Origin of the sequence: uncultured Sphingomonas sp. (assembly GCF_964243315.1) — a bacterium.
Lineage (GTDB): Bacteria > Pseudomonadota > Alphaproteobacteria > Sphingomonadales > Sphingomonadaceae > Sphingomonas.
In genome coordinates, this window is the sequence record NZ_CAXTEM010000002.1 from 1 (window position 1) to 23356 (window position 23356).

General features: G+C 68.0%; 23 protein-coding genes and 2 pseudogenes. 10 read left to right on the plus strand and 15 right to left on the minus strand.

The genetic code is table 11. From position 1 onward, the window contains the following. Positions 1-206: pseudogene (locus ACFE77_RS00705) on the plus strand (cation:proton antiporter); the annotation flags it as partial. Between the two features lie 8 nt (positions 207-214). Here the strand turns inward: ACFE77_RS00705 and ACFE77_RS00710 are convergent. The 10 genes from ACFE77_RS00710 to ACFE77_RS00755 all read right to left on the minus strand — a co-directional run bounded on the left by ACFE77_RS00710 (position 215) and on the right by ACFE77_RS00755 (position 10271). Beyond that, the gene (locus tag ACFE77_RS00710) at positions 215-928 is read right to left on the minus strand and encodes a PIG-L deacetylase family protein (RefSeq protein WP_375419696.1); all 714 of its coding nucleotides are present in this window, start codon (positions 926-928) and stop codon (positions 215-217) included. Then, positions 895-2052 carry a glycosyltransferase family 4 protein gene (locus tag ACFE77_RS00715; RefSeq protein ID WP_375419697.1) on the minus strand — a complete coding sequence of 386 codons (1158 nt, stop codon included), beginning with the start codon at positions 2050-2052 and terminating at the stop codon, positions 895-897. Before ACFE77_RS00715 ends, ACFE77_RS00710 begins: the two co-directional genes overlap by 34 nt. Before the next feature lie 44 nt (positions 2053-2096). Then, positions 2097-2927, minus strand: coding sequence for a sugar phosphate isomerase/epimerase family protein (locus ACFE77_RS00720; RefSeq protein WP_375419698.1), 831 nt, complete (start codon positions 2925-2927; stop codon positions 2097-2099). Then, complete coding sequence (locus tag ACFE77_RS00725; protein WP_375419699.1) at positions 2924-4414, minus strand: YcaO-like family protein; 1491 nt, start codon at positions 4412-4414, stop codon at positions 2924-2926. Before ACFE77_RS00725 ends, ACFE77_RS00720 begins: the two co-directional genes overlap by 4 nt. Next, positions 4411-5226, minus strand: coding sequence for a hypothetical protein (locus tag ACFE77_RS00730; protein ID WP_375419700.1), 816 nt, complete (start codon positions 5224-5226; stop codon positions 4411-4413). The genes ACFE77_RS00725 and ACFE77_RS00730 overlap by 4 nt, the downstream gene beginning before the upstream one ends. Then, complete coding sequence (locus ACFE77_RS00735; protein ID WP_375419701.1) at positions 5217-6212, minus strand: Gfo/Idh/MocA family protein; 996 nt, start codon at positions 6210-6212, stop codon at positions 5217-5219. Before ACFE77_RS00735 ends, ACFE77_RS00730 begins: the two co-directional genes overlap by 10 nt. After that, positions 6212-7306, minus strand: a complete 1095-nt coding sequence (locus tag ACFE77_RS00740; protein ID WP_375419702.1) for a class I SAM-dependent methyltransferase — start codon at positions 7304-7306, stop codon at positions 6212-6214. The genes ACFE77_RS00735 and ACFE77_RS00740 overlap by 1 nt, the downstream gene beginning before the upstream one ends. Then, positions 7303-8199 (minus strand): hypothetical protein, encoded by an 897-nt coding sequence (locus ACFE77_RS00745; RefSeq protein WP_375419703.1) that lies wholly within the window; start codon positions 8197-8199, stop codon positions 7303-7305. Before ACFE77_RS00745 ends, ACFE77_RS00740 begins: the two co-directional genes overlap by 4 nt. After that, complete coding sequence (locus tag ACFE77_RS00750) at positions 8196-9377, minus strand: inositol-3-phosphate synthase (protein WP_375419704.1); 1182 nt, start codon at positions 9375-9377, stop codon at positions 8196-8198. The genes ACFE77_RS00745 and ACFE77_RS00750 overlap by 4 nt, the downstream gene beginning before the upstream one ends. A 114-nt stretch (positions 9378-9491) precedes the next feature. Beyond that, a complete protein-coding gene (locus ACFE77_RS00755; RefSeq protein ID WP_375419705.1) occupies positions 9492-10271 on the minus strand; it encodes a Crp/Fnr family transcriptional regulator in 780 nt (259 codons plus the stop codon). A 237-nt stretch (positions 10272-10508) separates the two neighbouring features. On the opposite strand from ACFE77_RS00755, the gene ACFE77_RS00760 reads away from it, so the two are divergent. The 3 genes from ACFE77_RS00760 to ACFE77_RS00770 are packed head-to-tail and all read left to right on the plus strand — an operon-like array spanning position 10509 to position 14292. After that, complete coding sequence (locus tag ACFE77_RS00760) at positions 10509-11978, plus strand: DUF4173 domain-containing protein (RefSeq protein ID WP_375419706.1); 1470 nt, start codon at positions 10509-10511, stop codon at positions 11976-11978. 53 nt (positions 11979-12031) lie between these two features. Then, a complete protein-coding gene (locus ACFE77_RS00765) occupies positions 12032-12733 on the plus strand; it encodes a response regulator transcription factor (protein WP_375419707.1) in 702 nt (233 codons plus the stop codon). Beyond that, on the plus strand, positions 12730-14292 hold the full coding sequence (locus ACFE77_RS00770) for a sensor histidine kinase (RefSeq protein ID WP_375419708.1): 1563 nt from the start codon (positions 12730-12732) through the stop codon (positions 14290-14292). Before ACFE77_RS00765 ends, ACFE77_RS00770 begins: the two co-directional genes overlap by 4 nt. Here the strand turns inward: ACFE77_RS00770 and ACFE77_RS00775 are convergent. From ACFE77_RS00775 to ACFE77_RS00790, 4 genes are all read right to left on the minus strand, one after another. Continuing rightward, positions 14289-14555: a hypothetical protein gene (locus ACFE77_RS00775; RefSeq protein WP_375419709.1), complete on the minus strand. Its 267-nt coding sequence runs from the start codon at positions 14553-14555 to the stop codon at positions 14289-14291. The two genes, ACFE77_RS00770 and ACFE77_RS00775, sit on opposite strands and share 4 nt — an antisense overlap. Next, entirely contained in the window at positions 14552-15106 is a 555-nt protein-coding gene (locus ACFE77_RS00780) for an SAM-dependent methyltransferase (RefSeq protein WP_375419710.1), read from the minus strand. Before ACFE77_RS00780 ends, ACFE77_RS00775 begins: the two co-directional genes overlap by 4 nt. A gap of 187 nt (positions 15107-15293) precedes the next feature. Beyond that, the gene (locus ACFE77_RS00785; protein WP_375419711.1) at positions 15294-15455 is read right to left on the minus strand and encodes a hypothetical protein; all 162 of its coding nucleotides are present in this window, start codon (positions 15453-15455) and stop codon (positions 15294-15296) included. 100 nt (positions 15456-15555) lie between these two features. Then, complete coding sequence (locus ACFE77_RS00790; RefSeq protein ID WP_375419712.1) at positions 15556-16428, minus strand: TorF family putative porin; 873 nt, start codon at positions 16426-16428, stop codon at positions 15556-15558. Positions 16429-16976: 548 nt separating this feature from the next. Here ACFE77_RS00790 and ACFE77_RS00795 point away from each other — a divergent pair. From ACFE77_RS00795 to ACFE77_RS00820, 6 genes are all read left to right on the plus strand, one after another. Continuing rightward, positions 16977-18125, plus strand: a complete 1149-nt coding sequence (locus ACFE77_RS00795; RefSeq protein ID WP_375419713.1) for a helix-turn-helix transcriptional regulator — start codon at positions 16977-16979, stop codon at positions 18123-18125. A gap of 173 nt (positions 18126-18298) precedes the next feature. Beyond that, positions 18299-19945: a beta strand repeat-containing protein gene (locus ACFE77_RS00800; RefSeq protein ID WP_375419714.1), complete on the plus strand. Its 1647-nt coding sequence runs from the start codon at positions 18299-18301 to the stop codon at positions 19943-19945. A 109-nt stretch (positions 19946-20054) separates the two neighbouring features. Then, positions 20055-20417 carry a hypothetical protein gene (locus ACFE77_RS00805; protein ID WP_375419715.1) on the plus strand — a complete coding sequence of 121 codons (363 nt, stop codon included), beginning with the start codon at positions 20055-20057 and terminating at the stop codon, positions 20415-20417. Beyond that, positions 20414-21112 (plus strand): C39 family peptidase, encoded by a 699-nt coding sequence (locus tag ACFE77_RS00810; protein ID WP_375419716.1) that lies wholly within the window; start codon positions 20414-20416, stop codon positions 21110-21112. The genes ACFE77_RS00805 and ACFE77_RS00810 overlap by 4 nt, the downstream gene beginning before the upstream one ends. Continuing rightward, a complete protein-coding gene (locus tag ACFE77_RS00815; protein WP_375419717.1) occupies positions 21109-21795 on the plus strand; it encodes a hypothetical protein in 687 nt (228 codons plus the stop codon). Before ACFE77_RS00810 ends, ACFE77_RS00815 begins: the two co-directional genes overlap by 4 nt. Before the next feature lie 11 nt (positions 21796-21806). Beyond that, positions 21807-23168, plus strand: a complete 1362-nt coding sequence (locus ACFE77_RS00820) for a transporter (protein WP_375419718.1) — start codon at positions 21807-21809, stop codon at positions 23166-23168. Positions 23169-23235: 67 nt separating this feature from the next. Here ACFE77_RS00820 and ACFE77_RS00825 read toward each other — a convergent pair. After that, positions 23236-23349 (minus strand): annotated as a pseudogene (locus ACFE77_RS00825) (PEPxxWA-CTERM sorting domain-containing protein); the annotation flags it as partial. Between the last annotated feature and the right edge of the window lie 7 nt (positions 23350-23356).

The following is a 23356-nucleotide window of genomic DNA, read 5'->3' on the forward strand; positions in this document are numbered from 1 at the left end:
ACTCGCGCGGGCTGATGGAGCTCATCATCATCAACATCGGCCTGCAAAAGGGCATTATCGGGCCGACGCTTTTTTCGATGCTGGTGCTGATGGCGATCATCACGACGATAATGGCGACACCGCTGTTCGAGCTGTTCTACGGCCGCAAGGGCCGCGAGAGCGGGGAGCTGGCGGCGCTGGACGGCACCGTGGCGAGCCCCGCCTGACCGGCGACCTACAACTCGTAGAGCCGTTCCTCCACGATTCCGGCGATCTGTTCCTGCAGCCCCGCGGCCCCGCCGAACTGGAAGCCCAATTGCGACGTGTACGCCCCGCACATCGCCAGTCGCGCCTGCCGGTCGTCGTCCGTCAACGGGTGGCTGACCGCCGGCGTCGCCTCCTGCGGACCCGCACGGCGCAGATACGGCCAATCCTCCCACAGCATCAGCCTCTGCGCCGACGCCGCCAGCGCATCGCGCACGATCCAGTGATCGACGTGATCGCCAACCGCCAGCGGACCCAGCAACAGGTCGGGCGCAAGGCTCTCGACCAGTTCGCCGAGCGCATAGGTCAGCGGTAGCAGCACGCCGTCGTCCATCCGCCGCTCGGCGAACAGCTCCGCCGCGCTCGCATAGCCGCGGTGCGGCGCCTCCAGGAACGACAGGTGGATCGCCTCGGCCCCGATAACCGCACAGGCGGCGAGATCCTCCTCGCGGCGCAGCGCCATATAGTCGACCGCCGCATCCAGCCCTTTGTCGAGCTGACACGCGAGCGCGAAGCCCTGCGGCTGCGCGACGTTGCCGGTGAAGCAGGTCACGATCGTGATCCTGTCCCCGGCCCGCGCGCGCGCCGCCAACAAGCCCCCGACGGAGAAAGCCGCGTCGTCCAGATGCGGCGAGATGGCGACGACATGCGTCACAGCAGTTGCGGCTCCGCGCGATACCGACATGGCGCGATCGGGATGGTCTCGGCGATCCCCGTGGCCGGCGCGGTGCCGCGCAGCGCCTCGTAGATGTCGATGATCTGCCGCCCGACTGCATGCCAGCTATAGACCTGCCGGCATTCGGCGAGCGCGGCACGCGCCAGTCGATCGCGCAACGCCCGGTCCTCGATCAGGCGGCTGAGTGCCGCTGCCTGCGCGGGCAGGTCGCCGGGTTCGACGAGCAGACCGTTTTCGTCGTCGCGGAGGCAATCGACCACCCCGACCGACCGGCACGACAGCACCGCATGACCGCTCGCCATGGCTTCCAGGATCGTATTCGAGAACCCTTCCGCGTAGGTCGGGGACACGAAGACGTCGTGCGTGCGATAGAGCGCGGGCACCTCGCCATAATCGGCATAGCCGGTGAAGGTGACGCGGTCGTCGAGCGACAATGCCGTGGCAAGCGCGCGTGCGGGTTCGAGATCGGGACCGATCCCGGATACCGTGCAGCACCAGTCGCCGCGCACCGCCGGCAGCGCGTGGAGCATGTCGAGCACGCCCTTCCGACGATCGACGCGGCCGTGATAGAGCAGCCGCACCGGGCCCTCGCCCGGCTCGCCCGGCGTGAACCGTTCGGTATCTACGGCGCCCGGGACGATCGTGAAGCGCGACAGCGGCGTCCCCATCCGCTCATGCACCTCGGCCGCGAAGCTGCGCCCGCCGATCAGGATTGCGCCGGCGTGCGCTAGCACCTGTTCCATCGCGACGCGGTGCGTCTCGCAGCACGAACCCACCCAATGGCCATCGCCGCCCTGGATCGACACCACGCACGGCACGCCGATCCGCTGCGCCGCCAGCAAGGTCGCCCAGCCCGTTGGATAGCCATATTGCGCGTGGAGGATGTCGAACGGCGCAACCGCGTGTTCGGCGACGATCGCGTCGGTCATCGCCACGATGTCGCGCTCGAAGTCGCCGCCGTCCTGCTCGCCGACCGCCTCCAGCCCGATCACGCGAACCCCGGGCACCGCGGGCGGCGCGCCGCCGCCATAGACGCGACGCTTGTCGGCATCGCCGTAATATTGGCTGATCATCGTGACGTCGTGCCCCGCCGCGACCAGCTGGCGCAGCAGGTTGATCGCGTAGATCGACATGCCCGAAATCGCGGGAAAAAAGCGCCGCGAGACGAAGCATATCCTCACGCGGCCGCGGCCCGCAGATACGCGATCGCCTCAGGTATGGCGGCATGCGCGCGCGGGCTTTCGCGCGACAGTTCGACGCAGACCAGTCGCGAGTAGCCGATCTCTTCGAGGGCGGCCAATACCGCGGGCACGTCCATGTCGCCCTCGCCGAACGGCAAATGGATGTGCTCGCCCCGACGCATGTCCTCGACCGCGACGGTGCCGATCCGGTCGGCATAGCGGCGGACCGCGTTGGCGGGGTCGATGTCCTGGGTGACGAGGCAATGCCCGGTGTCGAGCGCCAGTTTCAGCCGGGGATGCCGCGCGCGCAACGCGTCGTAATCCGCCACCGTCTCGATCAGCATGCCCGGCTCGGGCTCGAAGCTCGCATCGACCCCGCGCTGCTCGGCATGGTCGAGGACGCGCCCGATCCCTTCTCCAAGCCAAAGCCGCGCCTCCTCCGTCGCGACACCCGCCTGCGGGACTCCCGCCCAGAACGAAACCGTCTCGCTGCCGAGCATCGCCGCGATGTCGATCGCGCGGTTGAGGAACGCGACACGACGGGCACGGCCCTCGGCTTCGGGCGCGATCAAGGTCGGTTCGTGCTTGCGGCGGGGATCGAGCAGATAACGCGCGCCCGTCTCGATCACACTGCCGAGCGCGAGCCGTTCGAGCAGCGCCGCCACGCGTTCCGCCTCGTGTTGCCAATCGTCGGCGAACGGATCCAGGTGATGATGATCGAGCGTCAGCGCGACGCCGTCATACCCGCAATCCGCGATCAGCCGGATCGCGTCGTCAAGCCGGTGGTTGGCGGCACCGTTGGTGTTGTACGCGAAGCGCAACGTCATGCGGATCGCTCCAGCGCGGCGACATGATGCGCCTCGGGCTCGCGGTAGAGCGGGTAAAGCGACCCCACGATCGCATCGGCCGCGACCGTATCGAACAACGGCCGGCCTAAGCGCTCTTCGTCCTCCGGTGTCAGTCGGATCGCGCGCATGATCTCGGTCGGCTCCCCAAATCCGATCAGCGGCGAGTCCATCGCGAGCAGCTTCTCGGCGTTACGTGCGCCGATCCGGTAATAGCTCATCGTCTCGACCTCCATTCCGGGGACGATCACCTTGACCACGGTCACGGCGCGGTCGGGCGGCGACATGTCGACGTAGAGGATGTCGAACCCCGCCGCCTCGACCGCGGCGCGCGCACGGGCGGCACGCGCATGGCCGTCGGCCGCCGGCTGGTTCGGCAGGTCCGAGAAGCGGCGGGTGGAGCGTTCCGACAGCATCGTGTCGGCGAGCCAGCCGCGCAGCGTCACCGCGTCGCGCCGGGTCCAATCGCGCATCGTGTCGAACGCGCGCGTGTCGCTGGACTTGGCCGCACGCCCGGCCTGCGCCAGGAAGCGGCGGACATACCCCTCGGGCGCGACCGCCGCCGCGAGTTCCGCCGGGCCGTGCGCGAACGCCTTGCGCGCGCGGCTCGCGGCATATTCGGTGAGCGCCTTATCGAGCGCCGCGGTGCGATCGGGGTGGCACGCCTCGCCGCAGGCTGTGACCATGATCGGCGCGGCGGGCGCGCGTGCCTCGTCGACGCCGACGCAATAGAGGTTGGGAAGCCCGAACTGGTCGGTCGCAAACTTCGGGATCGCCCTGATCCCCGCCTCGGCGAAGCGATCGAGGATCGCTTGGCTCGATGCGGCCAATGGCGTATCGAGATCGAGCGCCACGCCGCGGTCAAGCGCGCGGAACAACAGGCCGTTGCCGTCGCGTTGCAGGATCTCGCATAATCCGTGGCCGACCGCCCAGTCGAGGTCGGGGCCCGCACCCATCCCGTTGGAGATGATCGTCGTGAACGGCTGGTAGCCGGGCGCCAGCTCCTTGGCCGAATAGGCGGCGAAATCGATCGGCACGAGCACGCTCGATCCATCCGCCCAACGTCGTGCCTCGACCCAGTCGAGAACGGTGTCGCGATCGACCGGCGAACCAGCGGGCAGACACAGCGTCAACGGATCGGCGACCGACCGATCGCCAAGGTTGGTGGCGAGATCGTTGTAGCTGCCGGACGTCTTGGCACGCGCACCGAGCGTCAGCGTCGGCCACACCATCTCGGCAATTTCGCCGAGCGCACCGAGCACCGCCGCCTCATCGGTTGAGCCGTACCCGACGCCATAGGGCATGATCCCCGACAGCGCCTCGCCCTCGGGGAACAGCGCGACAACCCACACCGGCAGCCCCAACGCATCGAGCTGGTGGATCGGGAATGCAACGACCTCGCCGGGCGGAAACGCGTCGAGATACGCCTGCGCCGCGGTGCCGAGATCCTGGGGGAGCCCGGTCCTCATAGCGGCAACCGCTTGACGCCCGGCGCACGCGCCAGGCCGTCGTCTAGGGCGGCTAAGGCGACCGCGCGGTCTACCTCTGGGGCATATTCGAACGGCGTCAGTACCGCATCGAATGACAGCGGCGCGATCGTGTCGCGATAGCGTCGCAGCTCGGCGTGGGTCAGCGGGATATCCTTGTGGAACGCCTTGTGGCTGGAGATCGCGGTCGATCGGCCCGTCGCATCCTGGTCGATCTTGAACATGTCGCCGCAGAACAGCCGATGGCTGGGCGCATCATGGAGGCACGCCTGCCCTTCGTAATGACCCCCGACCTGATGAAGCGTGTAGCCCGGCGCGAGTTCGTAGGTGTCGTCATAGGGCGCGGTGACGCGGAACGCCTTGGTCAAGCGCAGGTCCTCCTTCTGGATCGCGACGGTCGCGGGATCGAAGTGGCGCTGGAGCTGGAACAGCGCGCCATAGCCATGGACATGACTCGCCGCGAGGAAGGCGATGCCGCCGAGCGCCTCGATCTGTGCCAGCATCGCATCGGAATGATAGGGCGCCGCCTCGAACGCGATGTTGCCGCCGTCGCGCACGATCAGCCAGCCGGTCCCGGCCAGCCCCAGTGCGGGCGTGGTGGTGAACGCCCACAAATCCTGCGCCACCTGCCGCGCTTCGCCGGTGTGCGTCGCCGCGACTTCCGCCTCGGGTAAGAACCGCCAGCCCTCCTCGGGCAGGTCGTTGCGAACATCGCTGCACACCGGGCAATCGGGTGGCGCGAAATGACGCTGCCAAAAGCCGCAATTGGCACAGGCGAACCAGCTCAGAGCCATGTCAGCGCCTCCCGGTACGCGTTGTCGAACAGCCGCATCAGCGCGAGGTCGCGCGTGATCGAGAAATCGTGCGGCTCACCGCGTGCTGCAGCCATGAACGCCGCGGCTTGCCCGGCAAAGGGCGATCGTTCCGCAGCGAAGTCGATTGCAACTCCCTCGCCGCCGTCACTCGATCGGCGCATCAGCGTGCCGCCCGCGGTCTGTCCCATCGTGTCCGTCGCGATCAGCAGGCCATGCTCGCCGAGCACCTCGAGCCGCCGCCGCGGCAGCGCTTCCGCGCAATTATACGCGACATGGCTCTGGAAGAGCACGCCCGACGCGGTGCGCCCGGTGAGCATCCCGCCATCGTCGACCGCATAATCGTGGATTCGCCGCTGCAACGCGATGGACAGCCGCTCGACCGGCTCGCCCAACAGCCGTTCGGCAAGGTCGAGCCCGTGCAGTGCTAGGTCGATCACGGCACCGCCGCCCGCCCGCCCGGGATCGGCGCGCCAATTGTCGTGCGCACCGCCGTGGGGCGACCAGTGTGGATCGACCCAGCAGGCATAGACGATCCGCACCCCGACCGGCCGACCGATCGACCCCGCGGCGATCGCCGCTGCCATCGCGACGTGCGCGGGATGGTGGCGCTGGTCGAATGCGGTCCCATAGAGCGTGCGATCCGCGACCGTCGCAGCGATCGCCTCGGCGCCATCTATCGTCGCGGCCATCGGCTTCTCGCAGAGCACCGGTATGCCTGCCGCTGCCGCGGCTGCCACCGGTTCCAGATGCGTGTCGTTCGGGGTGGCGACGTAGAGTAGATCGCACATCCCCGCCGCCAGCATCGCCTCGGCGGTCTCGAACGCCCGCATCCCCAGCGACGCGGCGCGTTCCCGCGCGCGCGGCGACGGATCGGCGATGGCGGTCACGGTGCCGCCAGCAGCGCGGATCCCCGGCGTCATGTAATCGGCCGCGACCCAGCCGAACCCGGCGATCCCCCAGCGCATCACCACCGCTCCGGCAGGTCGACGACGCGCCGCGCCCGCACCGCATCGGCAGTAGCGGGATCGGCCCAGCGACACCCCGCGCCATATTCGTCGCGCCACCGGTTCGACGGCCAGGTCACAGCGCCTTCGGCCAGCAGCGGGTTGTCGCGCAGCGTCGTGCCGGCTCCGGGCACGGCGAGCCCCCGATCGACGGCACGAGGCGCGTCGCCCCCTTCGACCAACGACCAGGCCTCGACCGCCGGATCGTCGACCCAGCCGGTCGGGACGGGCGTGCCGGCGCCGACCAGTGCATCGAGCAGCGCTCGCTCGTCATAAACCGTCGCATCGGGGAACAGCGCCTGCCACTCGTCCACCGACCGCGCCGGGCCCTTCGCACCCTCACGAAAGGCGCTGTTGTGCAGATGGCTTATCGCCAACACGCCATCGTCTGCCGTCAGCGCCCGCAACTGCGCGGCAACCGCCGCCTGATCAGGCAGGAAGTAGAACGCGTCATGGCACGCGACGAGATCGAACCGCATGTCCGCGATCGGCCAAGGGGCGCCGGCATCGAACACCAAGTAATCGGCATCCGGTGCTACCCAATGCTTCGCCAGCCAGCATTTCGCGAACACCACGTCCGCGCCGATACAGGCGACTCCCAGCCGACCCAGATCGCGCAGGTAATGCCCGATCCCGCACGCCAGCTCGAACGCGCGCACAGGCCGCCGCCAATGCGCCTCCATCAACGCCAGCCCCGCAAGATACGTCGGATCGACCCAACGATACGCGAAGTAATCGGCCACCGGCCCGAACCGCAGCAGCGCCATCGCGTCGCGTAGCGACACCGTCTCGCGCTCGCGCACCAATTGTTTCAGCTCGCGAAGATCCGTCGCCGGCCCGGTCCACCAGCTGTCCTGGTCGGTCAGCAACGCCACCAACGCGTCGTCGGGGCAGCCCGCATCGAGATGGTCCAGCGCCACCGCGACCAACCCCTCGCTCTCGACCCGCAGATACGGGATGCCATCCACCACCGGCCACCGCTCGCCCGGTGCCGCCAGCGAGTGCGGCGTGTCGGCGACCAGCGGTCGTCCGGACAGAGGCGAGCGATAGGTCACGCCAGCCCGGCGTCGGCGAGGATGCGATCGTGGAACGGCTTGACTGGCCCGTCATGCACCAGCCCATATTCGTCGAGCACCGCCGCCATCGTCAGTTGTCGGGTGCGCAGATGCTGGTCGATCTCCAGGACGCGGTCGAGCACGTCGGCGACATGGAACGCCTTCGCCTCGGGTGTGGCGTCCCCTGCGATCGGCGCGAGCGCGCCGCGGACCTGCTCGGCGAGCCGCGCCGGCAACTCGGCCAGCGCGTTGTCGCGTGCACGAACGATGACGCCATCCAGCGCCGCGCCAAGCAGCATTTCCCCAGTATAACCGCTGTCGGGCATCTCGGCATTGTGCAGATGATGCGCCATTGCCGCGAGGAAAGCCTCGGTAGGATCGGCACCGTACCAGGGGCTGGCGATCACCACATAGACTGCGACCATCAGGCAATGTTCGGCGTGGTTCTCGGACGGTTGCAGCACCACCCGCGCCCGCCCCGGGCAGGTTACCCCGGCGCGCGGCTGCCACGCGAGCTTGCCGACGAACGCCGGCGTAGCGCCCGTGGGCGGCGCGCCCGCCGCCAGCGCCGCGCGGAGCCGCGAGCGCAAACCCGCATCCAGATCGCCCGTGACGGCATCGAACCCGGCTTCGAGTGTGGCAGTCCCATCTGCCGTTAGCCCCAGCACGCGCAACTTGGTCGCATCCAGATCGCCTAGCCGCGCCGCCGCCAGTGCAGCCGCGACGATCCGCTCCATCACCTCGCCCGCCGGCATGCCCGCGACCAGTGCCGCCCAACCGCCGATGAAAAGCCGCTCCGCGATCGATCCGATGCGATCGGCCGAATGGATGCGCTTCAGATCGCCCAGTTCGCGGAACAGCGGCAGGACGTCCGGCGACAATCCGCCACTCACGCGGTCTTGTCGCCCAGCCAGGTGTCGAGGATCAGCTGCTGTTCGGGAAAGCCGTGGACCGGATCGCTGCCGTCGCTGGTCTGGGGCAGCTTGAAGAACACCCCCATCTGGTCCTGCACGCCACCGTCGCCGCGCTGGTGCGCGAGATCGAGGCAGCGCGCGATCTCGATCGCGAGCGGCGCCGCGAGCACCGAATCCTTGCACAGGAAGTTGAGCTTCAGCTGCATCTTCTGGCCGAGGAACCCGGTTATATCGATGTTGTCCCAGGCTTCCTTGTCGTCGCCGCGCGGCCGGTAATAATGGATCATGACGATGTGATCCTCGACCGGGTAGCCGAGGATCTGGTTGAGCACGCTGCCCTTGGTGCCGAGCTTCGACTTCAGCGCATCCGGATTGTCGAGCGCCAGGCCGTCCGAATTGCCGAGGATGTTGGTCGAGAACCAGCCATCGACGTGCAGCGCGCGATCGCGCAGTGCGGGGGCGATCACCGTCTTCATGAAGGTCTGCCCGGTCTTGCCGTCCTTGCCCGCGACGGGGACATTGCGCTCTCGCGCGAAGTCCGCGAGCGGCGCGACGTCGGCGGCCATCGACGGGGTGAAGTTGGCATAGGGCGTGCCCGCGTCGATCGCGGCATAGGCGTAGAGCATCGCCGGGCTGATCGCGGCATCGTCGCTGTCGAGCCCGCGTTCGAACGCATCGCGCGATTCCAGGCATGCGGCGTCACCGCCTGGCTGGCGCTCGGTCGAGGCGAGATTGATCATCACGACCCGGTCGAGCGACTGTTCCTCGCGGAAGCGCTGCAGATCGCCCTGGATCTGGCTCACGACCGCACGGTGCCCGCTTGCCAGCTTGTGGCCGCCATCGATGTTGGCGCAATAGGCGGTGCTGCCCGCCGCCTTCCACGGCCGCATCTCATTCAGCTTCGACGCGCCATCGGCAAGCTCCTTCTCGCCGATCACGCCGTGGCGCATCGCGCACGCGCCGAGCGTATCTTCGGTAAGGTCCCAGCCGCCGAAATGCAGGTCGCGGTACGGGACCATCCCCGCGACATCGCGATCGGCGAGCGGCAACCCTTCGAGGCTGTTCGACCCCGCCTTGATCATTTCCACGCCCGCGATCGCGGTGGTCGCGACTGCGCCGCCGACGCCGACGATCGCTACGCCTAGACGATCCGCCATGCCTGTTCTCCCAAATGGCGGTCCGCACGTCGGACGACCCGAGCAAGCCCAAGTCGCGGCGCGGGGCGGGGTTCAGCAGTCGGCGGGGGAAATCGCGAAAATAGTTAGCACGCGTTACATATGTTCGCGGACGCGAGTCTCGGAGTGATCTATGTCACCCTTGCCACCCACCGGCGGCAGCCAGTCGATCGCGACATGCCCGTGGCGATCGCGGAAATCGACCAGCGCGGACAACCGGGCGACGTCGTTGATCCGGATTATCCGGCCGTCGCGTTCGATCAATCCGGTCTCCGCCAACGCCTTCAGTCCGCGGTTGACATGGGTCTTGGTCAGCCCGACCGCATCGCCGAGATCCTGCTGCGTCAGCGGCAGTTCGAACATGCCGTCGTCCAGCCCGTCGGCGATCCGCAACCGCGACCGTACGTCGAGCAGCAACGTCGCGATCCGCGTCATGCCGTCGGTGCGTCCGATCGAGGTCAGCCGATCCGCCATCGCGACATTCTCCGACGCGCTAACCGCATAGAGTAGCGCGCCGAGCCGCGGATGATCGCGGAACAGTCGTCCGAGCGCATCGCGCGGGGTCTCGAACAAGGTGCAGCCGCTGACCGCGGTCAGCGTCGCCGCACTGCTGCCCCAAGCTATCGAGAAGGTCGTGGTGATGTCGCCGACGAAGTAGAAGCGCAGGATCTGCCGCCCGCCATTCTTCAGCTGGACCGACCCGTGGAGCCAACCGGACGCAATGATGTGCACCAGGTCGAGCGGCTCGCCTTCGCGCACCACCACCTCGCCCGCCTCATACCGGCGCTCGCGACGTTCGAGCCAGCGCAACGCGTCGCGTTCGGCGAAGGTGAGCGCCAGATATTGCGATAGACGGTGTTCGAGCGGACTTGTCACGGGCGATGCTCACCTTTTCACCTGGTCGGCACGCGGTGCCTCCCGGCCGTCGCGGCAAATCTATGCGCTTACGTACCGCAATTGTTCGTCATCTTCCAAATGGTTCGCGCGACAGGTCCGCGTTCGGGTGTCCCGTGCACATGATCTGCACAGCTTCTCCCGGCAACGCTCACGCGGCCGGCATTACCGCGTCACTCCCTCCGGATAGATCGACCGCTTCTCGTGGAGGATGCAGCGGTGCGACATGGTTTCCTGATCAAATGTGCGGTTCTCGTCGTGCTGGTGGTTCTGTTCGACCGCTTGTTTCCAGGGCCGTTTGCGGGTGCGAAGGTGGGCGTGTTCGCCGCGGCCTGGCTGACGGGCGTGCTGATCGCGCGGCCGGAGATACGCCGCGACCGTCGCGCCTGGGTTGCGCTAGGGGCGGCGGCGATCTTCGCGGTCGCGCTGTTCGATGATCCGGGGCCCCTGGCCTTCGCGATGTTCTGGTGTGCGCTTTCCGCTGCCGCGCTGCTGCCGAAATTTACCGCGTTCGACGATGGGTGGCATTGGGGCGCGCGTCTGGTGCTCCACGGCGTGAGCACGATCGCCAAGCTGGCCGGCGATATGCGACGCTTCGTCCGCCGTGGACAGGGCTCGCGCGCCAACCCTCTCGCCCTGGTCGCGCTGCTCGCGCTCCCGGTGATCGGCGGGATCGCCTTCCTGATCCTGTTCGCCGCCGCCAACCCGCTCATCGAACAGGCGATGACGGATATCCGGCTGCCGGCAGGCGATCGCATGGCGTTGATGGCGTTCGTCGCCCTGTGCTTGTGGCCGAGCTTGCGGCCGCATGCCGCGGTGATGCGGCTGGCGGCGCGGCTTCCCGACCCCGAACCGGCGCTTCCCGGTACGTCGCTGCCGTCGGTGCTGATCGCACTGGTCCTGTTCAACATCATCTTCGCGGTCCAGAACGGCCTCGACATCGCCTTCCTGTGGAGCGGCGGCGCGTTGCCGGCGGGGATGACGCAGACCGAATACGTCCACCGCGGCGCCTATCCCCTGATCGTCACCGCGCTGATCGCGGGTGTGATGGCGCTGGCGATGCTGCGGCCGGGCAGCGCGAGCGAACACCACCCGCTGGCACGGCGACTGGTGACGATCTGGGTCGCGCAGAACCTGATCCTCGTCGCCTCCAGCGCGCTTCGCACAATCGACTATATCGAGGCCTCGATGCTGACCGCGTGGCGGATTGCCGCGCTCGCCTGGATGGCGCTGGTGGCGCTGGGGCTGGTCCTGATCTGCTGGCGGATCCTGGCGGGCCGCAGCGCGCGCTGGCTGATCAACTGGAACGCCCTGGCCGCGGCGGTCGTGCTCACCGTCTGCACCTTCGTCGATCTCGGCGCGGTCGCCGCCGCCTGGAACGTCCGTGCCCGCACCGCGATGGAGGTCGATCTCTGCTACCTTCGTGATGTCGGCGATGGCGCGCTGATCCCGTTGATCGAGTTGGAAGGGCAGCCGATGGACCCGATCACACGAGAGAAAGTGCGCTTCGTCAGGCATCGGCTGTTCACCGATCTACGGGCGAACCAGGCGGACTCGACCGCCTGGACGCCGCGCGGCGCACGGCGACTAGCAACGGCCAAGGACCTGCTCGGCCCGCACCCGGCGCGTCCGCATGCCATCGGCGGATCAGCCTATCGCAACTGCGACCGCCGGGCAGCGCAGCGATGAGCGGATGCGACCCGGTCTTGACCGCATGGTCCGGAGCGATGATCCCTTGCCCCATGCCGCGCACGATCCTGGTAGCCGACGACGACCCGCACATCCGCCAGCTGCTCGTCTTCGCGCTGGCGAAGGCGGGGCTGGACACGATCGAGGCCGATGACGGCGAACAGGCGCTGGCCGCGGTGGCGGACCATGCCCCCGATCTGGTCATCCTCGACATCAACATGCCGCGGATGGACGGGATCGAGGTGTGCCGCCGGCTGCGCGCGACTGGCGACCTGCCGATCATCTTCCTCTCGAGCCGCGACGACGAGCTCGATCGCGTGCTCGGGATCGAACTCGGCGCCGACGACTACGTCACCAAGCCCTTCTCCCCGCGCGAGGTCGTCGCGCGGGTGATGGCGATCCTGCGGCGCACCGCGGGGCGCCCGCCCGCGGTCGCCGAGGCGGCGGCGCCGCTGCGCCACGGCCGGCTGGTGCTCGATCCGGACGGCTGGCAGGCGAGCTGGGGCGGCACCCCGATCGCGCTGACCGTCGCCGAATTCGGCATCCTCCGCACCCTCGCGACGATGCCGTCCAAGGTGTTCAGCCGCGAAGCGATCATCGACCGTCTTCACGGGCCCGGCTTCGCGATCACCGACCGCACCGTCGACAGCCACGTCCGCAATCTGCGCGGCAAGTTCGCGCTGGTCGGCGCCGGCGACGTGATCGAGACCAGGGCCGGGATCGGCTATCGTCTCGGTTCCTGCGGCAGCGGATGATCGCCGCGTTCAAGCAGGTCGTCCGGCGTCATTGGCCCGATCTTCGGCTCCGCACGATCCTGCTGCTCACTTTCGTGTTCGTGGCCGCCTTGCCGGGGGTCGGCGCGCTGTTCCTGCGCGTCTACGAGAACACGCTGGTCCGCCAGACCGAGGCGGAGCTGATCGCGCAGGGTGCCGCGCTCGCCGCTGCGGCGGCGGCCGACTGGCCGGGCGCGGCCATGCGCGACGCCACTCGCGGCTACGCGCCCGAACCGCCCGCGATCGACCTGCGCCTGACCCGCATCCTGCCCGATCGCCCGCCGCCGCAACGGTTGGTCGGCGCGCCCGACACGGTCGTCGCCGCGTGGCGCGATCGGCTGCGGCCCGTGCTGCGGTCGACCGCGCGCACCACGCTTGCCTCGATCCTGCTGCTCGACGCGCGGGGCACGATCCTCATCGGTCCGCAGGCCGGCTATAGCGAGGCGCAGCTGCCCGAGGTGCAGTCGGCGCTGACGGGCAAGCCTGCGACGACGCTGCGGCGCAACGACGCCTATCGCCCCGAGTATGCCTTCGAATGGCTGAGCCGGGCGTCGAACCTGCACATCCATCATGCCCGCCCGATCGTCGCGGATGGCCGCGTGATCGGCGTGCTGCTGCTTTCGCGATCGCCGCGCGCGCTGTTCGTAGGCATCTATGAGGATCGCGGCAAGATCGCGGTCGGCATCGTCCTGATCTTCGCGACGCTCGTCGTGCTGAGCGGCCTGTTGTCCCGCGGTATCGTCCGCCCGGTCGAGGCACTTGGGGCAGCGACCCGCGCGGTCGCGAACGGCGGCGGAACCGTCCCCGCGCCCCCGCCGACCGCCGCCGTCGAGAACCAGGCGCTCTACCGCGATTTCGCGACGATGGCGGAGGCGATCGAGCGCCGCTCACGCTACCTGCGCGATTTCGCGCACGCGGTTAGCCACGAGTTCAAGACTCCGCTCGCCGGGATCGGTGGTGCGGTCGAGCTGCTGCAGGACCATGCCGACATGAGTTCGGCCGATCGGGACCGCTTCCTCGCGAACATGGCGGCGGACGCGGCGCGCTTGAACCTGCTGGTGAGCCGGCTGCTCGATCTCGCGCGGGCCGACATGACGGAGCCGGTCGATGGCCCCGCGACCGACCTTGGCATTGCGCTAACACGCGTCGCCGACGCCTATCGCCGGGAAGGCTTCGCGATCACCGTCGACTTGCCCGCAGGCGCGGTCGCCGTCCGCGTCCCGGCGGCGGTCATCGAGGCCTGCGTCGAAGGCCTGATCGAAAACAGCCGTCATGCCGGCGGCGCCAAGGTCGCCGTCGCGGTTCGCCGGACGGCGACGGCAGTGATGCTGACGATCGGCGACGACGGGCCGGGCATCCCGCCGGGCGGCCGGGACCGCATCTTCGAGCCCTTCTTCACGAGCCGTCGCGCGTCGGGAGGAACCGGGCTGGGGCTACCGATCACCCGGTCGCTGCTGCGCGCGCACCGCGGCACCATCGACCTCGACCCCCATGCGACGACCGCCGGCGCCGCCTTCCTGATCACGTTGCCGGCGGCCTAGTCCAAGGATCGATCCGCATGGCGTCGCCGTGACCGGTTGCGCATCGCGTGGATCGCCGCAGCGGTATCGCGGTGACCATGCCGTTCGGCCCTGATCGCCACCGCGACACGCTTCCCGTGCAGCATCAAGGCCAGCCCAACGAAGGCAGCGGCGAACGGGAAGATGATCCAGCCCGGCGCCACAAGATCGAACGACTGGGCCGCGCAGGCGCTGGCGAAGAGTAGCGCACCCATGCTCCGCCAGCGAAGATCGCGCCGGGTCATGCTGAACGCCCACCAAGATCCTGCGGCTTACGGTCGCCGAGCACGACGGCCCCGCCGGCCTCAAGCGCGCGCAAGGTCTCGGGTCGTGCGCCGTCCGCCCGCGAATCTTGCCACAAGACGATGTCGGGCAGCAGATCCTGCTCCGCCGCGAGCGCTCCGGCCATGTCGGCCATCTCGAACGTCACGCCGACGCCGAAATCGCGGACCCGGTCCGCGGCGGCGCGAGCGCGCCCGATCAGTGCCGGCGAGCCGTCGATGCCGTGGCCTTCGATCGCGGTGAAGCCGAGTGCGCGGGCGTGGTGGACCGCGTTGATCAGCAGGCAACCGGTGCCGCAATCGGCATCGACGATGCGGACGGCGAACCTGCCCTGGTCGCGCAATTCGGCAAGCACGGCGGTGACCGCCGACCAGCGCGGATCATGGGTGGCACCCCTGGAGCCGGGCAGCTGACGGGCGGTGCGCGCCGACGCGCGACCTTCGCCGCAACGACGCAGGGCGAGATGGAGGATCGGCCTGGTTCGGTCAGGCTCCGGGCTTGTTACGGACGACATCGGGTCGACTTTCCTTTCGATCGGCGAGCGATCACGCTCGAGTCCGGTCTACGGGTCGCCAAATTGGGTTTCGAGACCGATTCCCGACCGTCGCATAGCGCGCGCATAGCGGCGGCAAGGGCGCGGCTCGCCTGCGACGCCGCGCCGCGTGTCGACCCACGCGGCATGCTGGCTCTCATACGCGCCATCACTCGCCCCAATGCCGCCACCGGGCACTCACCTCGATCTCGTCGAACAGGTGCCTGCCGTACAACGCCAGCGCGCTCCCCGCACTCGCGCCGACGAAGCCGCCCAAGGCGAGCGAATACGCGACGATGCCCGATGCCCGGAGCGCGACCGGCAAAGCCATCAGCCTCCCGAATGTAACATAGGCCAAGCAACACAGGATCAGTCCCGCGATGCGCAGGGCGATGCCCGCCCCGTGCGACCGATGCCACCCCGCGCGCACCTCAGAACGCCGCCGTCACCGCGAGCACGACCGTGCCGCCGGCAATGTTGCCGGTGCCGTCCTGGCCCTTGCTGAAGCTCGGCCGCAGATACGCGGCTTCGCGGTTCGATATGTCGGCGTCGATGTACGACAGGTTGAAGGTCAAGTTGTGCCAGCTCGCGTCGGCGCCCAGCGACCAGTCCCAATAGGCCCCGGTCGGGGCCACCGCGGTTGCGTTGGGACCGAGGCCGTCCTGTCCCCAGCTATGCCCGATATGCGCCTTGGCGGTGATCGGCGTGCCCGCGATGCCGTACGCACCGTCACCCCAGAGATAGAGGTTGTCGTCCTTGTCGCCCGGATCGGTATACACGCCGGCCTGCGCATCCGCCCCCGTTTCGTACCATTTGCCGATCGCCTGCTGCCGCGGGGAATAGGCCGCCCCCGCGGTCAGCGTCGCGGCGCCGGCGGTGCCGGTGAGCTTCACATAGGGTTCGGCGAAGTCGGTCTTGTCGGCGCCGCCGGGGTACATGTACCAGGTGAGCCCAGCGTCGATCGTTGCATTGTCCGCCAGCGTCGCCTTGTACCCGCCGATCAGGTCGAGCTCCATGTTGGCACCGCCGAACGTCCCCCAGCCGGCGAGATTCGACGCCCAGGTGCCGATGTAGAAGCCGCTGTCGTGCGCGACCGTGATCCCGCCCTGCACCGCCATCTGCTGGTCGGACTGCGACACGCCGCGGAAGCGATAGTCGGAGACGATCGCCACCGAGCCGCTGACGGTCAGCGCCGGGGCCGATGGCTCCGCAGTCGTCGCCGGTTCGGCAGGCACCGATTGCGCGTGCGCGGCGACGGGCAGCGCGAGAATGGCCAAGGCGGCGGCCGACTGAACAAGCTTCATTGATACCCCATGCGGAAGTGACCCCGTGCCGGATCGGCGGGGCCTTCAGGGCATGGCGATTAGGCTTGCGCGGCGTAGCAATTCGAGAGCGAATTCGGAAAAACGCATATAGCGCACATCGCGTCCGCGCTTTTTACTGCGATTGGGGCCGCACGGTAAAAAGAAGGCGAACATATCGGTAGATGCGGCCGAACCTGATGGAAGTTACGGTGATAAAACTCAGCTGCTGCCATTGCGACCATTGCGCGACATAGTGAACGAGCGTTATGAAACGCTTGCTGACCACGTCGAGTCGAAAGACGTGGCGGTAAGTACCGAACGTCGGGACACAGGTGGCAATCACCGGCCCGCTCGCTCGTAAATACTCCAGGGCCGCGCGTGATCCCGTGCCGACGTCGTCGGCGCACTGAGTTGGTGAGCCAGGAGAGTGTGATGAAACACAGGCACGGTGCGACGCGAGTCGATCCCCCGATTGCAAGCTCGAGCGCTTGCCCAATCACGCCAAGCCCGCGCGCCGATGGCGGTTCGGGCAGCAACGGCGGTCGTCGATGACGATGGCGACCCAGCTCCGCTCGATCGCGACTCGCGGCATAGCCGGTCCGGCCCGCGCGTTCGGAACCCAGGATCAAGGTCCGCCACTGATCAGGTCGCATAATCTGGACGACGAGAGCGTCGAGCCGCTGGCGCATTTTGCGCGCGAGATGAACCGCGAGCTACAGGGCGACGGCTTGCTGGTCACCTGGTACGACGGCACCACCGATCCGCTGATCCTGTTCGCCGAGGGCGACTGTACGCCGCTATCGGCGGAAGAGCGCGACATGGCCGAGATGTCGCTTGCGGTCGCCCGCCAGCCATCGAGCGGCGCGCGGTCGCAATGGCGCGTGCGGGGCGAAGTGGCGGAGAGCGCGCTGCTCACCACCAGCATCCCCGCGGATGGTGGCATCGTCACCATCACCACGCTGTTCAAGCGTATCGGTCATGCCGCGCGGATCCGCGCCAGCGACACCGCCGCGCGGCTGTTGCCGCTGGTCCAGCCCTTCTTCAAGATGTGGACGCTCCGGCTGCGCACGCTCGGCCGCGTGAGGGCGCTGACTTCCGCGCTCGACAACACCGATGTCGGCATCCTGCTGGTCGATGCGCAAGGCGAGGTGACGTTCGCGAACAACGTCGCGCAATCGATGCTTGCGCATAACGATGGCTTGCGACGCAAGGGCAATTCGCTGTTCGGGGCGCGGCTGGCGGACACGATGCGGCTTCAGGCCGCGCTCGAACATGCGATCTCGCCGCACCCTAACCAGATCGGCAAGCCGGTTGCGCCGGTGGTCGCGCTTCATCGTGCGAACGGCCGGCCGCTGCTCGCCGCGATCGTCCCCGCCGACGGACAGCCCGATGTCGTCGGATCGAGCGCCGCGGTCCTCTACGTCGTCGATCCGGATCAGGATTTGCGCCCCGTCGTCGAGCCCGCGTGTAAATATTACGGCCTGTCCCCGGTCGAGACCCGACTCGCCTGCATGCTCGCCAACGGCAGCAGTCTGGCCGATTCGGCGAAGGCGATGCACGTCACCGAACAGACCGCGCGCTCTTACCTGAAGCAGATCTTCGTCAAGACCGAGACCAACCGTCAGGCCGAACTCGTCCGGCTGATGCTCACCAGCTCAGTGCGGACCGCACCGCACAGCCGCGCCAGCTTCGTCTGAAAAGCCACCCCCATTCGGGGGGCGCGAAAGGCCGCATCCGAGGGGCGGCGTTCCTGAACGGAAGGTTAATAAAGACCTCGCGCTGATCCCGGCGCCGCCACCGTTCATCGCGCCGACCAGACGGTCTGCCCGTCCGGATCGGTGCGAAACTGATAGACGAGGATGTACGAGCGATGAAACTGCACTTCTTCCAAACCTGCTCGGTCGCCGCCCTGCTGGCGGCTGCCCCGGCGATCGCCCAGGTCACCACGAGCCCCGGTAGCAACAATGGCGGCGACGCCACGCTGACCGACAGCGCCAACGCGTCGTCGACCACCACGACGAACCAGAGCACCGCCGACAGCAACAACTCGGCGACCGATAGCTCGGGCAGCTACAATGGCGGCAACACCGCCGACAGCCAGAACACCGCGACCAACACCGACAACTCGGGCAGCTACAACACCGACAGTTCGGGCAGTGGCAACGGCGGCAACACCTCGGTCGCCGACAGCAACAACGGCGGCAACAGCGCTTCCGACAGCTCGGGCAGCTACAATGGCGGCAACACGTCGCTTGCCGACAGCCAGAATGGCGGCAACACCGCGACCAACACCGACAATTCCGGCAGCTACAACACCGACAGTTCGGGCAGCGGCAACGGGGGCAACACCTCGATCGCCGACAGCAACAACGGTGGCAACAGCGCTTCTGACAGCTCGGGCAGCTACAATGGTGGCAACACCGCGGACAGCCAGAACACCGCGACGAACACCACCACCAACACCACGACGAACACCGATTCGTCGACCAACGGCAGCTACAATGGTGGCAACACGTCGTATGCCGACAGCAACAATGGCGGCAACACCGACAGCTCGACCGACACCTCGTCGACGGGCGGCACCTCGGCAGCCAGCAACGGCGGCACCGCGGTAGGCGATGTCAGCGTCTCGATCGCCGACAGCGGCAACACCGACTCGTCGACCAACGGCAGCTACAATGGTGGCAACACCGACAGCTCCGGCAGCAACAACGGCGGCAACACGTCGCTCGCCGACAGCCAGAACACCTCCACCAACACATCGACGACGAACACCACCAACACCTCGACCACCGACAGCCACGATGTCGTCAGCACCACCGATGGCGGTCGTGTCGCGGCAAACAACGGGGCGAACGTGACCGATTCGAGCAACAACTCGACCAACACGTCCACCACCACCAACACGACCAACAATTCGGTCGCGGACAGCAACAACGGCGGCAACGACAGCAGCAGCGCATCGGGCGCTCAGGTCGCGGCCAACAACGGTGGCAACGCGTCGGACAGCCGCAACAGCTCGACCAACAACAGCAACAACGACAGCTCCGACAACAGCAGCGCTTCGGGGGCACAGGTCGCGGCGAACAACGGCGGCAGCGCATCCGACAACCGCAACAGCTCGACCAACAACAGCAACAACGACAATTCGAATCGGTCGACAAACAACAGCAACAACACGGACAGCTCAAGCAGCGTGGCGAACAGCTACAACGACAATTCGCAGCGTACCGTTGCCGACTACTCGACCGGCACGGGCACCGCACGCAGCAACAGCGTGTTCGGTAACGATGCGGTCGTCGCCAGCTCGACGCTCTCGAGCTACGTGACCGGCGTCAACGTGACGTTCCACGGGTCGGACGGCAACCGCAACTCGACCGACAACAGCCTGTCGAACAGCGGCAGCTCGTTCCAGAACTTCGCAGGGATGCAGGCGCTCAACCAGAACACCGGTGTCGGTGCTTCGCAGAACGCCAGCGTCAGCGTCGCGGCGAACACCGGCGATATCGGCCTGTAAAATACTGGAAGGTCGGCAGCGTGGCACCCCCACGCTGCCGACCCTCGTCTTTCCCGAAGGTGTCCGTATGGCCCGTCTTCCTTCCCGCCTAATCGCAGTCCTAAGCTGCATGATCGCGGTGCTTTACCCGGTCGTCCCCAATGCCCAGACTGCGTCGGCGTCGCAGGTTGCGGCTCCGTCGGATCCCGCCACTGCCGCGGCGGCGACGCCGTTCGGCGATGCAGCGATTGACGACGATGCGCTCGGCACGATCGCCGGTCGCGAGGATCTCAGCCAGATCTCCCTCGCCAATTCGACCGCGGGCGTTTCCCAGAACAGCGTCGGCAACAATGTCAGCACCGGCGACGCCAGGGTTTCCGACAACGCGTTCCAGAACCTGTCGGGGCTCTCGATCCTGAACGTCAACACCGGCAACAACGTCGCGATCAACGCGACGATGAACGTCAACATCGCGATCCAGCCGACTCCGTGAACCGCATCTGGCCGACCGTCCTGTTGATGCTGTCGGGCTGCGCGACGCAGACCGCGGGCCCTACGCGCTTTGTCGCCGGCGGGGGACCGGTCGGCACCTACGACCTGTCGGTGCGCAGCGTCGTCGATCGCCGCTTTACCGGCGTCATCCGCCAGCGCTACGATTTCAGCTGCGGGTCCGCCGCGTTGGCGACGCTGCTGCGCTACCATTATGACTTCCGCGTCGGTGAAGACACCGCGTTCCGCGGCATGTGGGCGCATGGCGACCGCGACCAGATCCGCCGCCTCGGCTTTTCGCTGCTCGACATGAAGCGCTGGCTCGGCAGCCGCGGCATCGACGCCAATGGCTACAAGGTCTCGCTCGACCGCATCGCGCAGACCGGCGTCCCCGGCATCGCGCTGATCGCGATCAAGAACTACCGCCACTTCGTCGTCGTGAAGGGCATCAACCGGCACGAGGTCCTGCTCGGCGATCCGTCGAGCGGCGTGACCGTGATGCCGATCGACAAGTTCCAAGCCGCCTGGAACGGCATCTATTTCGTGCTCGGCGACGATCAGGCGCTGGCGAAGTCGCGGTTCAACGAAGGGCGGCAATGGTCCGCCTATACCCGCGCGCCGATCGGCCAGCGCTTCTCCGATCCGGTCAGCCAGCAGGCGCTGCTGCTGACTGCGCCCGCCTATGGAGACATCTCATGAGTCCGCTCTGGCTGCTGCTCGCCGCGCAGGCCGCGACGCCGCTCGGCGCGCCCGCGGTATCCGATCCGGTTCTGGCCGAACAGCGTGGCGGGTTCCGCCTGCCGAGCGGCATCGACGTCGCGATCACCGTCCAGACCCAGACCGTGCTCGACGGCGCGGTGGTGCTGCGCACGGTGTTCCGCGCCGACCAGGGCGCGCCGACGCTGACCGTGCTCGCGCCGACGCCGGGGCAAACCGTCGCGGCGACCCGCAACGCCGCAGCGGCAGGCGGCGGTCAGCCGACCATGCCGACGGTTACCTACGACCGCGCCAACGGCATCCAGCTCATACCGGGTGTCGCCGCGCCGCAGATCGCAGTCACGTCTGGCGACACCCAGTCGCTCGCCGCCGCAGCCGGCCTCGCGCCGGTCGCGCCCGGCGCAGTCACCGACAACGGCACGGTGTCGGCGGCGGGCGACAACGGGCTGCGCACGGTGACGCTGCAGGGCCCAGACCTGACGATCACACACCTTGCCGGAAATGCGTTCGGCTCGGCGATCCTCAACGCCGGCAACGATCGCGCGATCGACACCCAGACGTCGGTGTCGATCGATCTGCACAATGCAGGCCCCGACGTGCTCGGCTCGTCGATGTTCAAGATCCAGGATCTGGCGATCGCGTCGGCGGCGCTGCGCGCACAATGAAGGGGACCGGAATGAAGAGCTGGATGGCGGCTGGAACTGCGACGCTGGCGATCGTGGCGGCGATGCCCGCCGACGCGCAACGCACCCGCCGCCCCGCGCTGCAAAGCCAACTCGATCGCGCGATGACCCTGATCCAGGCACAGCAGCAGCAGCTGGAAAGCCAGGCCGCCGAGATCGACGCGCTGAAGAAGCGGCTCGACTCGACCGAAGCCGCGGCGACCGGTCCCCTCCCCGTCATCGCCCCCCAAGGAACTCCGCCCCGACCCGCCATCGCCGCGGCCCAGGGGGCCGCGCCGGGCAACGGCGATCCGGGCGCGGTGCTCCAGCCGCCGGTGCAGACCGTCGCAGGGCCTGCCCCCCAGCCGCTCGAGCGCGTCGGCGCCGCGCCGGAGGGCGAGGACCGGCCGATCCAGCTCGCGGTGCTCGAGAACCAGGCGAGCGTCGTCACCCGCCGCGGCGCGCTGACCGCCGAGTTCCAGGCAGATTACGCGCGCGCCGATCGCAGCCGCGCGGTGTTCCGCGGGATCGAACTGGTCGAGGCGGTGCTGGTCGGCGTGTTCGACATCAACGAGAGCCGCCAGGACGTAATCACCACCTCCGCCGCGCTGCGCTACGGCGCGACGCGGCGGCTCGAGCTCGGCGTGCGGGTCCCGTTCGTGCACCGTTCCGACGCGTCGATCGTCGCGCCGATCGCGGGCAGCTCGAACAACGATGCCGCCGCGACGATCGACAATTCGGTCAAGGGCACCGGCATCGGCGATGTCGAGATCACCGCGCGCTACCAGCTGCTCGACGGCGGCAACGGTTCGCCCTTCGTGATCGCCAACCTGCAGGGCGTGATCCCCACCGGATCGGACCCGTTCTCGATCCCGCGCACCGACCTGGGCAGCCTGACCCGCGCCGCCACCGGGGCGGGCTTCTGGGGCATCTCGCCGAGCGTCACCGCGATCCTACCGACCGATCCCGTCGTCCTGTTCGGCACGCTCGGCTACACGTTCAACCTCGGTAAGTCGGTCGACACCCGCTTCCCGTCGGTGATCATCAACTATGTCGATCCGGGCGACGCGATCTCGGGCAGCGCCGGCGTCGGCATCTCGTTCAACGATCGCACCACGATCAACCTAGGCTATGCGCATAGCTGGGCGTTCGGCACCAAGACCCGGACGATGCTGCCGACGCCGACCGGATCCTGGTCGGGCATGCGCGAGACGGTGTCGCGCGACCTCCAGATCGGTCGCCTCCTGTTCGGCGTCACCTACCGCATGACCGATCGCGCCAGCCTCAACTGGTCGGTCGAGGTCGGCGCGACCGAGGACGCCACCGACCTGCGCACCGTCCTGCGCATCCCGGTCGTGCTGCTGACCGGCGGCTGACGCGAAGAGGGCCGCCGATCCTGCGATCGGCGACCCTCTCAAACCTCAGCGACTAGTCGCAGCAGCGTCAGGCGCCGTAGGACAACCGCGTCGTCACCTTGCCGCGGCGGCGCATCGAGACGCCGACCGCACCCATGCCGAGCAGCATCATCGCCCAGGTCGATGGCTCCGGCACCGCGCTCTGCACG

What these genes read in the sequence shown, in the direction of transcription:
- ACFE77_RS00710 (WP_375419696.1), bottom strand. Translation starts at nt 928, where the DNA reads ATGTCGGTATCGCGCGGAGCCGCAACTGCTGTGACGCATGTCGTCGCC.
- ACFE77_RS00715 (WP_375419697.1), bottom strand. Translation starts at nt 2,052, where the DNA reads ATGTCGATCTACGCGATCAACCTGCTGCGCCAGCTGGTCGCGGCGGGG.
- ACFE77_RS00720 (WP_375419698.1), bottom strand. Translation starts at nt 2,927, where the DNA reads ATGACGTTGCGCTTCGCGTACAACACCAACGGTGCCGCCAACCACCGG.
- ACFE77_RS00725 (WP_375419699.1), bottom strand. Translation starts at nt 4,414, where the DNA reads ATGAGGACCGGGCTCCCCCAGGATCTCGGCACCGCGGCGCAGGCGTAT.
- ACFE77_RS00730 (WP_375419700.1), bottom strand. Translation starts at nt 5,226, where the DNA reads ATGGCTCTGAGCTGGTTCGCCTGTGCCAATTGCGGCTTTTGGCAGCGT.
- ACFE77_RS00735 (WP_375419701.1), bottom strand. Translation starts at nt 6,212, where the DNA reads ATGCGCTGGGGGATCGCCGGGTTCGGCTGGGTCGCGGCCGATTACATG.
- ACFE77_RS00750 (WP_375419704.1), bottom strand. Translation starts at nt 9,377, where the DNA reads ATGGCGGATCGTCTAGGCGTAGCGATCGTCGGCGTCGGCGGCGCAGTC.
- ACFE77_RS00765 (WP_375419707.1), top strand. Translation starts at nt 12,032, where the DNA reads ATGCCGCGCACGATCCTGGTAGCCGACGACGACCCGCACATCCGCCAG.
- ACFE77_RS00770 (WP_375419708.1), top strand. Translation starts at nt 12,730, where the DNA reads ATGATCGCCGCGTTCAAGCAGGTCGTCCGGCGTCATTGGCCCGATCTT.
- ACFE77_RS00775 (WP_375419709.1), bottom strand. Translation starts at nt 14,555, where the DNA reads ATGACCCGGCGCGATCTTCGCTGGCGGAGCATGGGTGCGCTACTCTTC.
- ACFE77_RS00780 (WP_375419710.1), bottom strand. Translation starts at nt 15,106, where the DNA reads ATGTCGTCCGTAACAAGCCCGGAGCCTGACCGAACCAGGCCGATCCTC.
- ACFE77_RS00785 (WP_375419711.1), bottom strand. Translation starts at nt 15,455, where the DNA reads ATGGCTTTGCCGGTCGCGCTCCGGGCATCGGGCATCGTCGCGTATTCG.
- ACFE77_RS00790 (WP_375419712.1), bottom strand. Translation starts at nt 16,428, where the DNA reads ATGAAGCTTGTTCAGTCGGCCGCCGCCTTGGCCATTCTCGCGCTGCCC.
- ACFE77_RS00795 (WP_375419713.1), top strand. Translation starts at nt 16,977, where the DNA reads ATGACGATGGCGACCCAGCTCCGCTCGATCGCGACTCGCGGCATAGCC.
- ACFE77_RS00800 (WP_375419714.1), top strand. Translation starts at nt 18,299, where the DNA reads ATGAAACTGCACTTCTTCCAAACCTGCTCGGTCGCCGCCCTGCTGGCG.
- ACFE77_RS00805 (WP_375419715.1), top strand. Translation starts at nt 20,055, where the DNA reads ATGATCGCGGTGCTTTACCCGGTCGTCCCCAATGCCCAGACTGCGTCG.
- ACFE77_RS00815 (WP_375419717.1), top strand. Translation starts at nt 21,109, where the DNA reads ATGAGTCCGCTCTGGCTGCTGCTCGCCGCGCAGGCCGCGACGCCGCTC.
- ACFE77_RS00820 (WP_375419718.1), top strand. Translation starts at nt 21,807, where the DNA reads ATGAAGAGCTGGATGGCGGCTGGAACTGCGACGCTGGCGATCGTGGCG.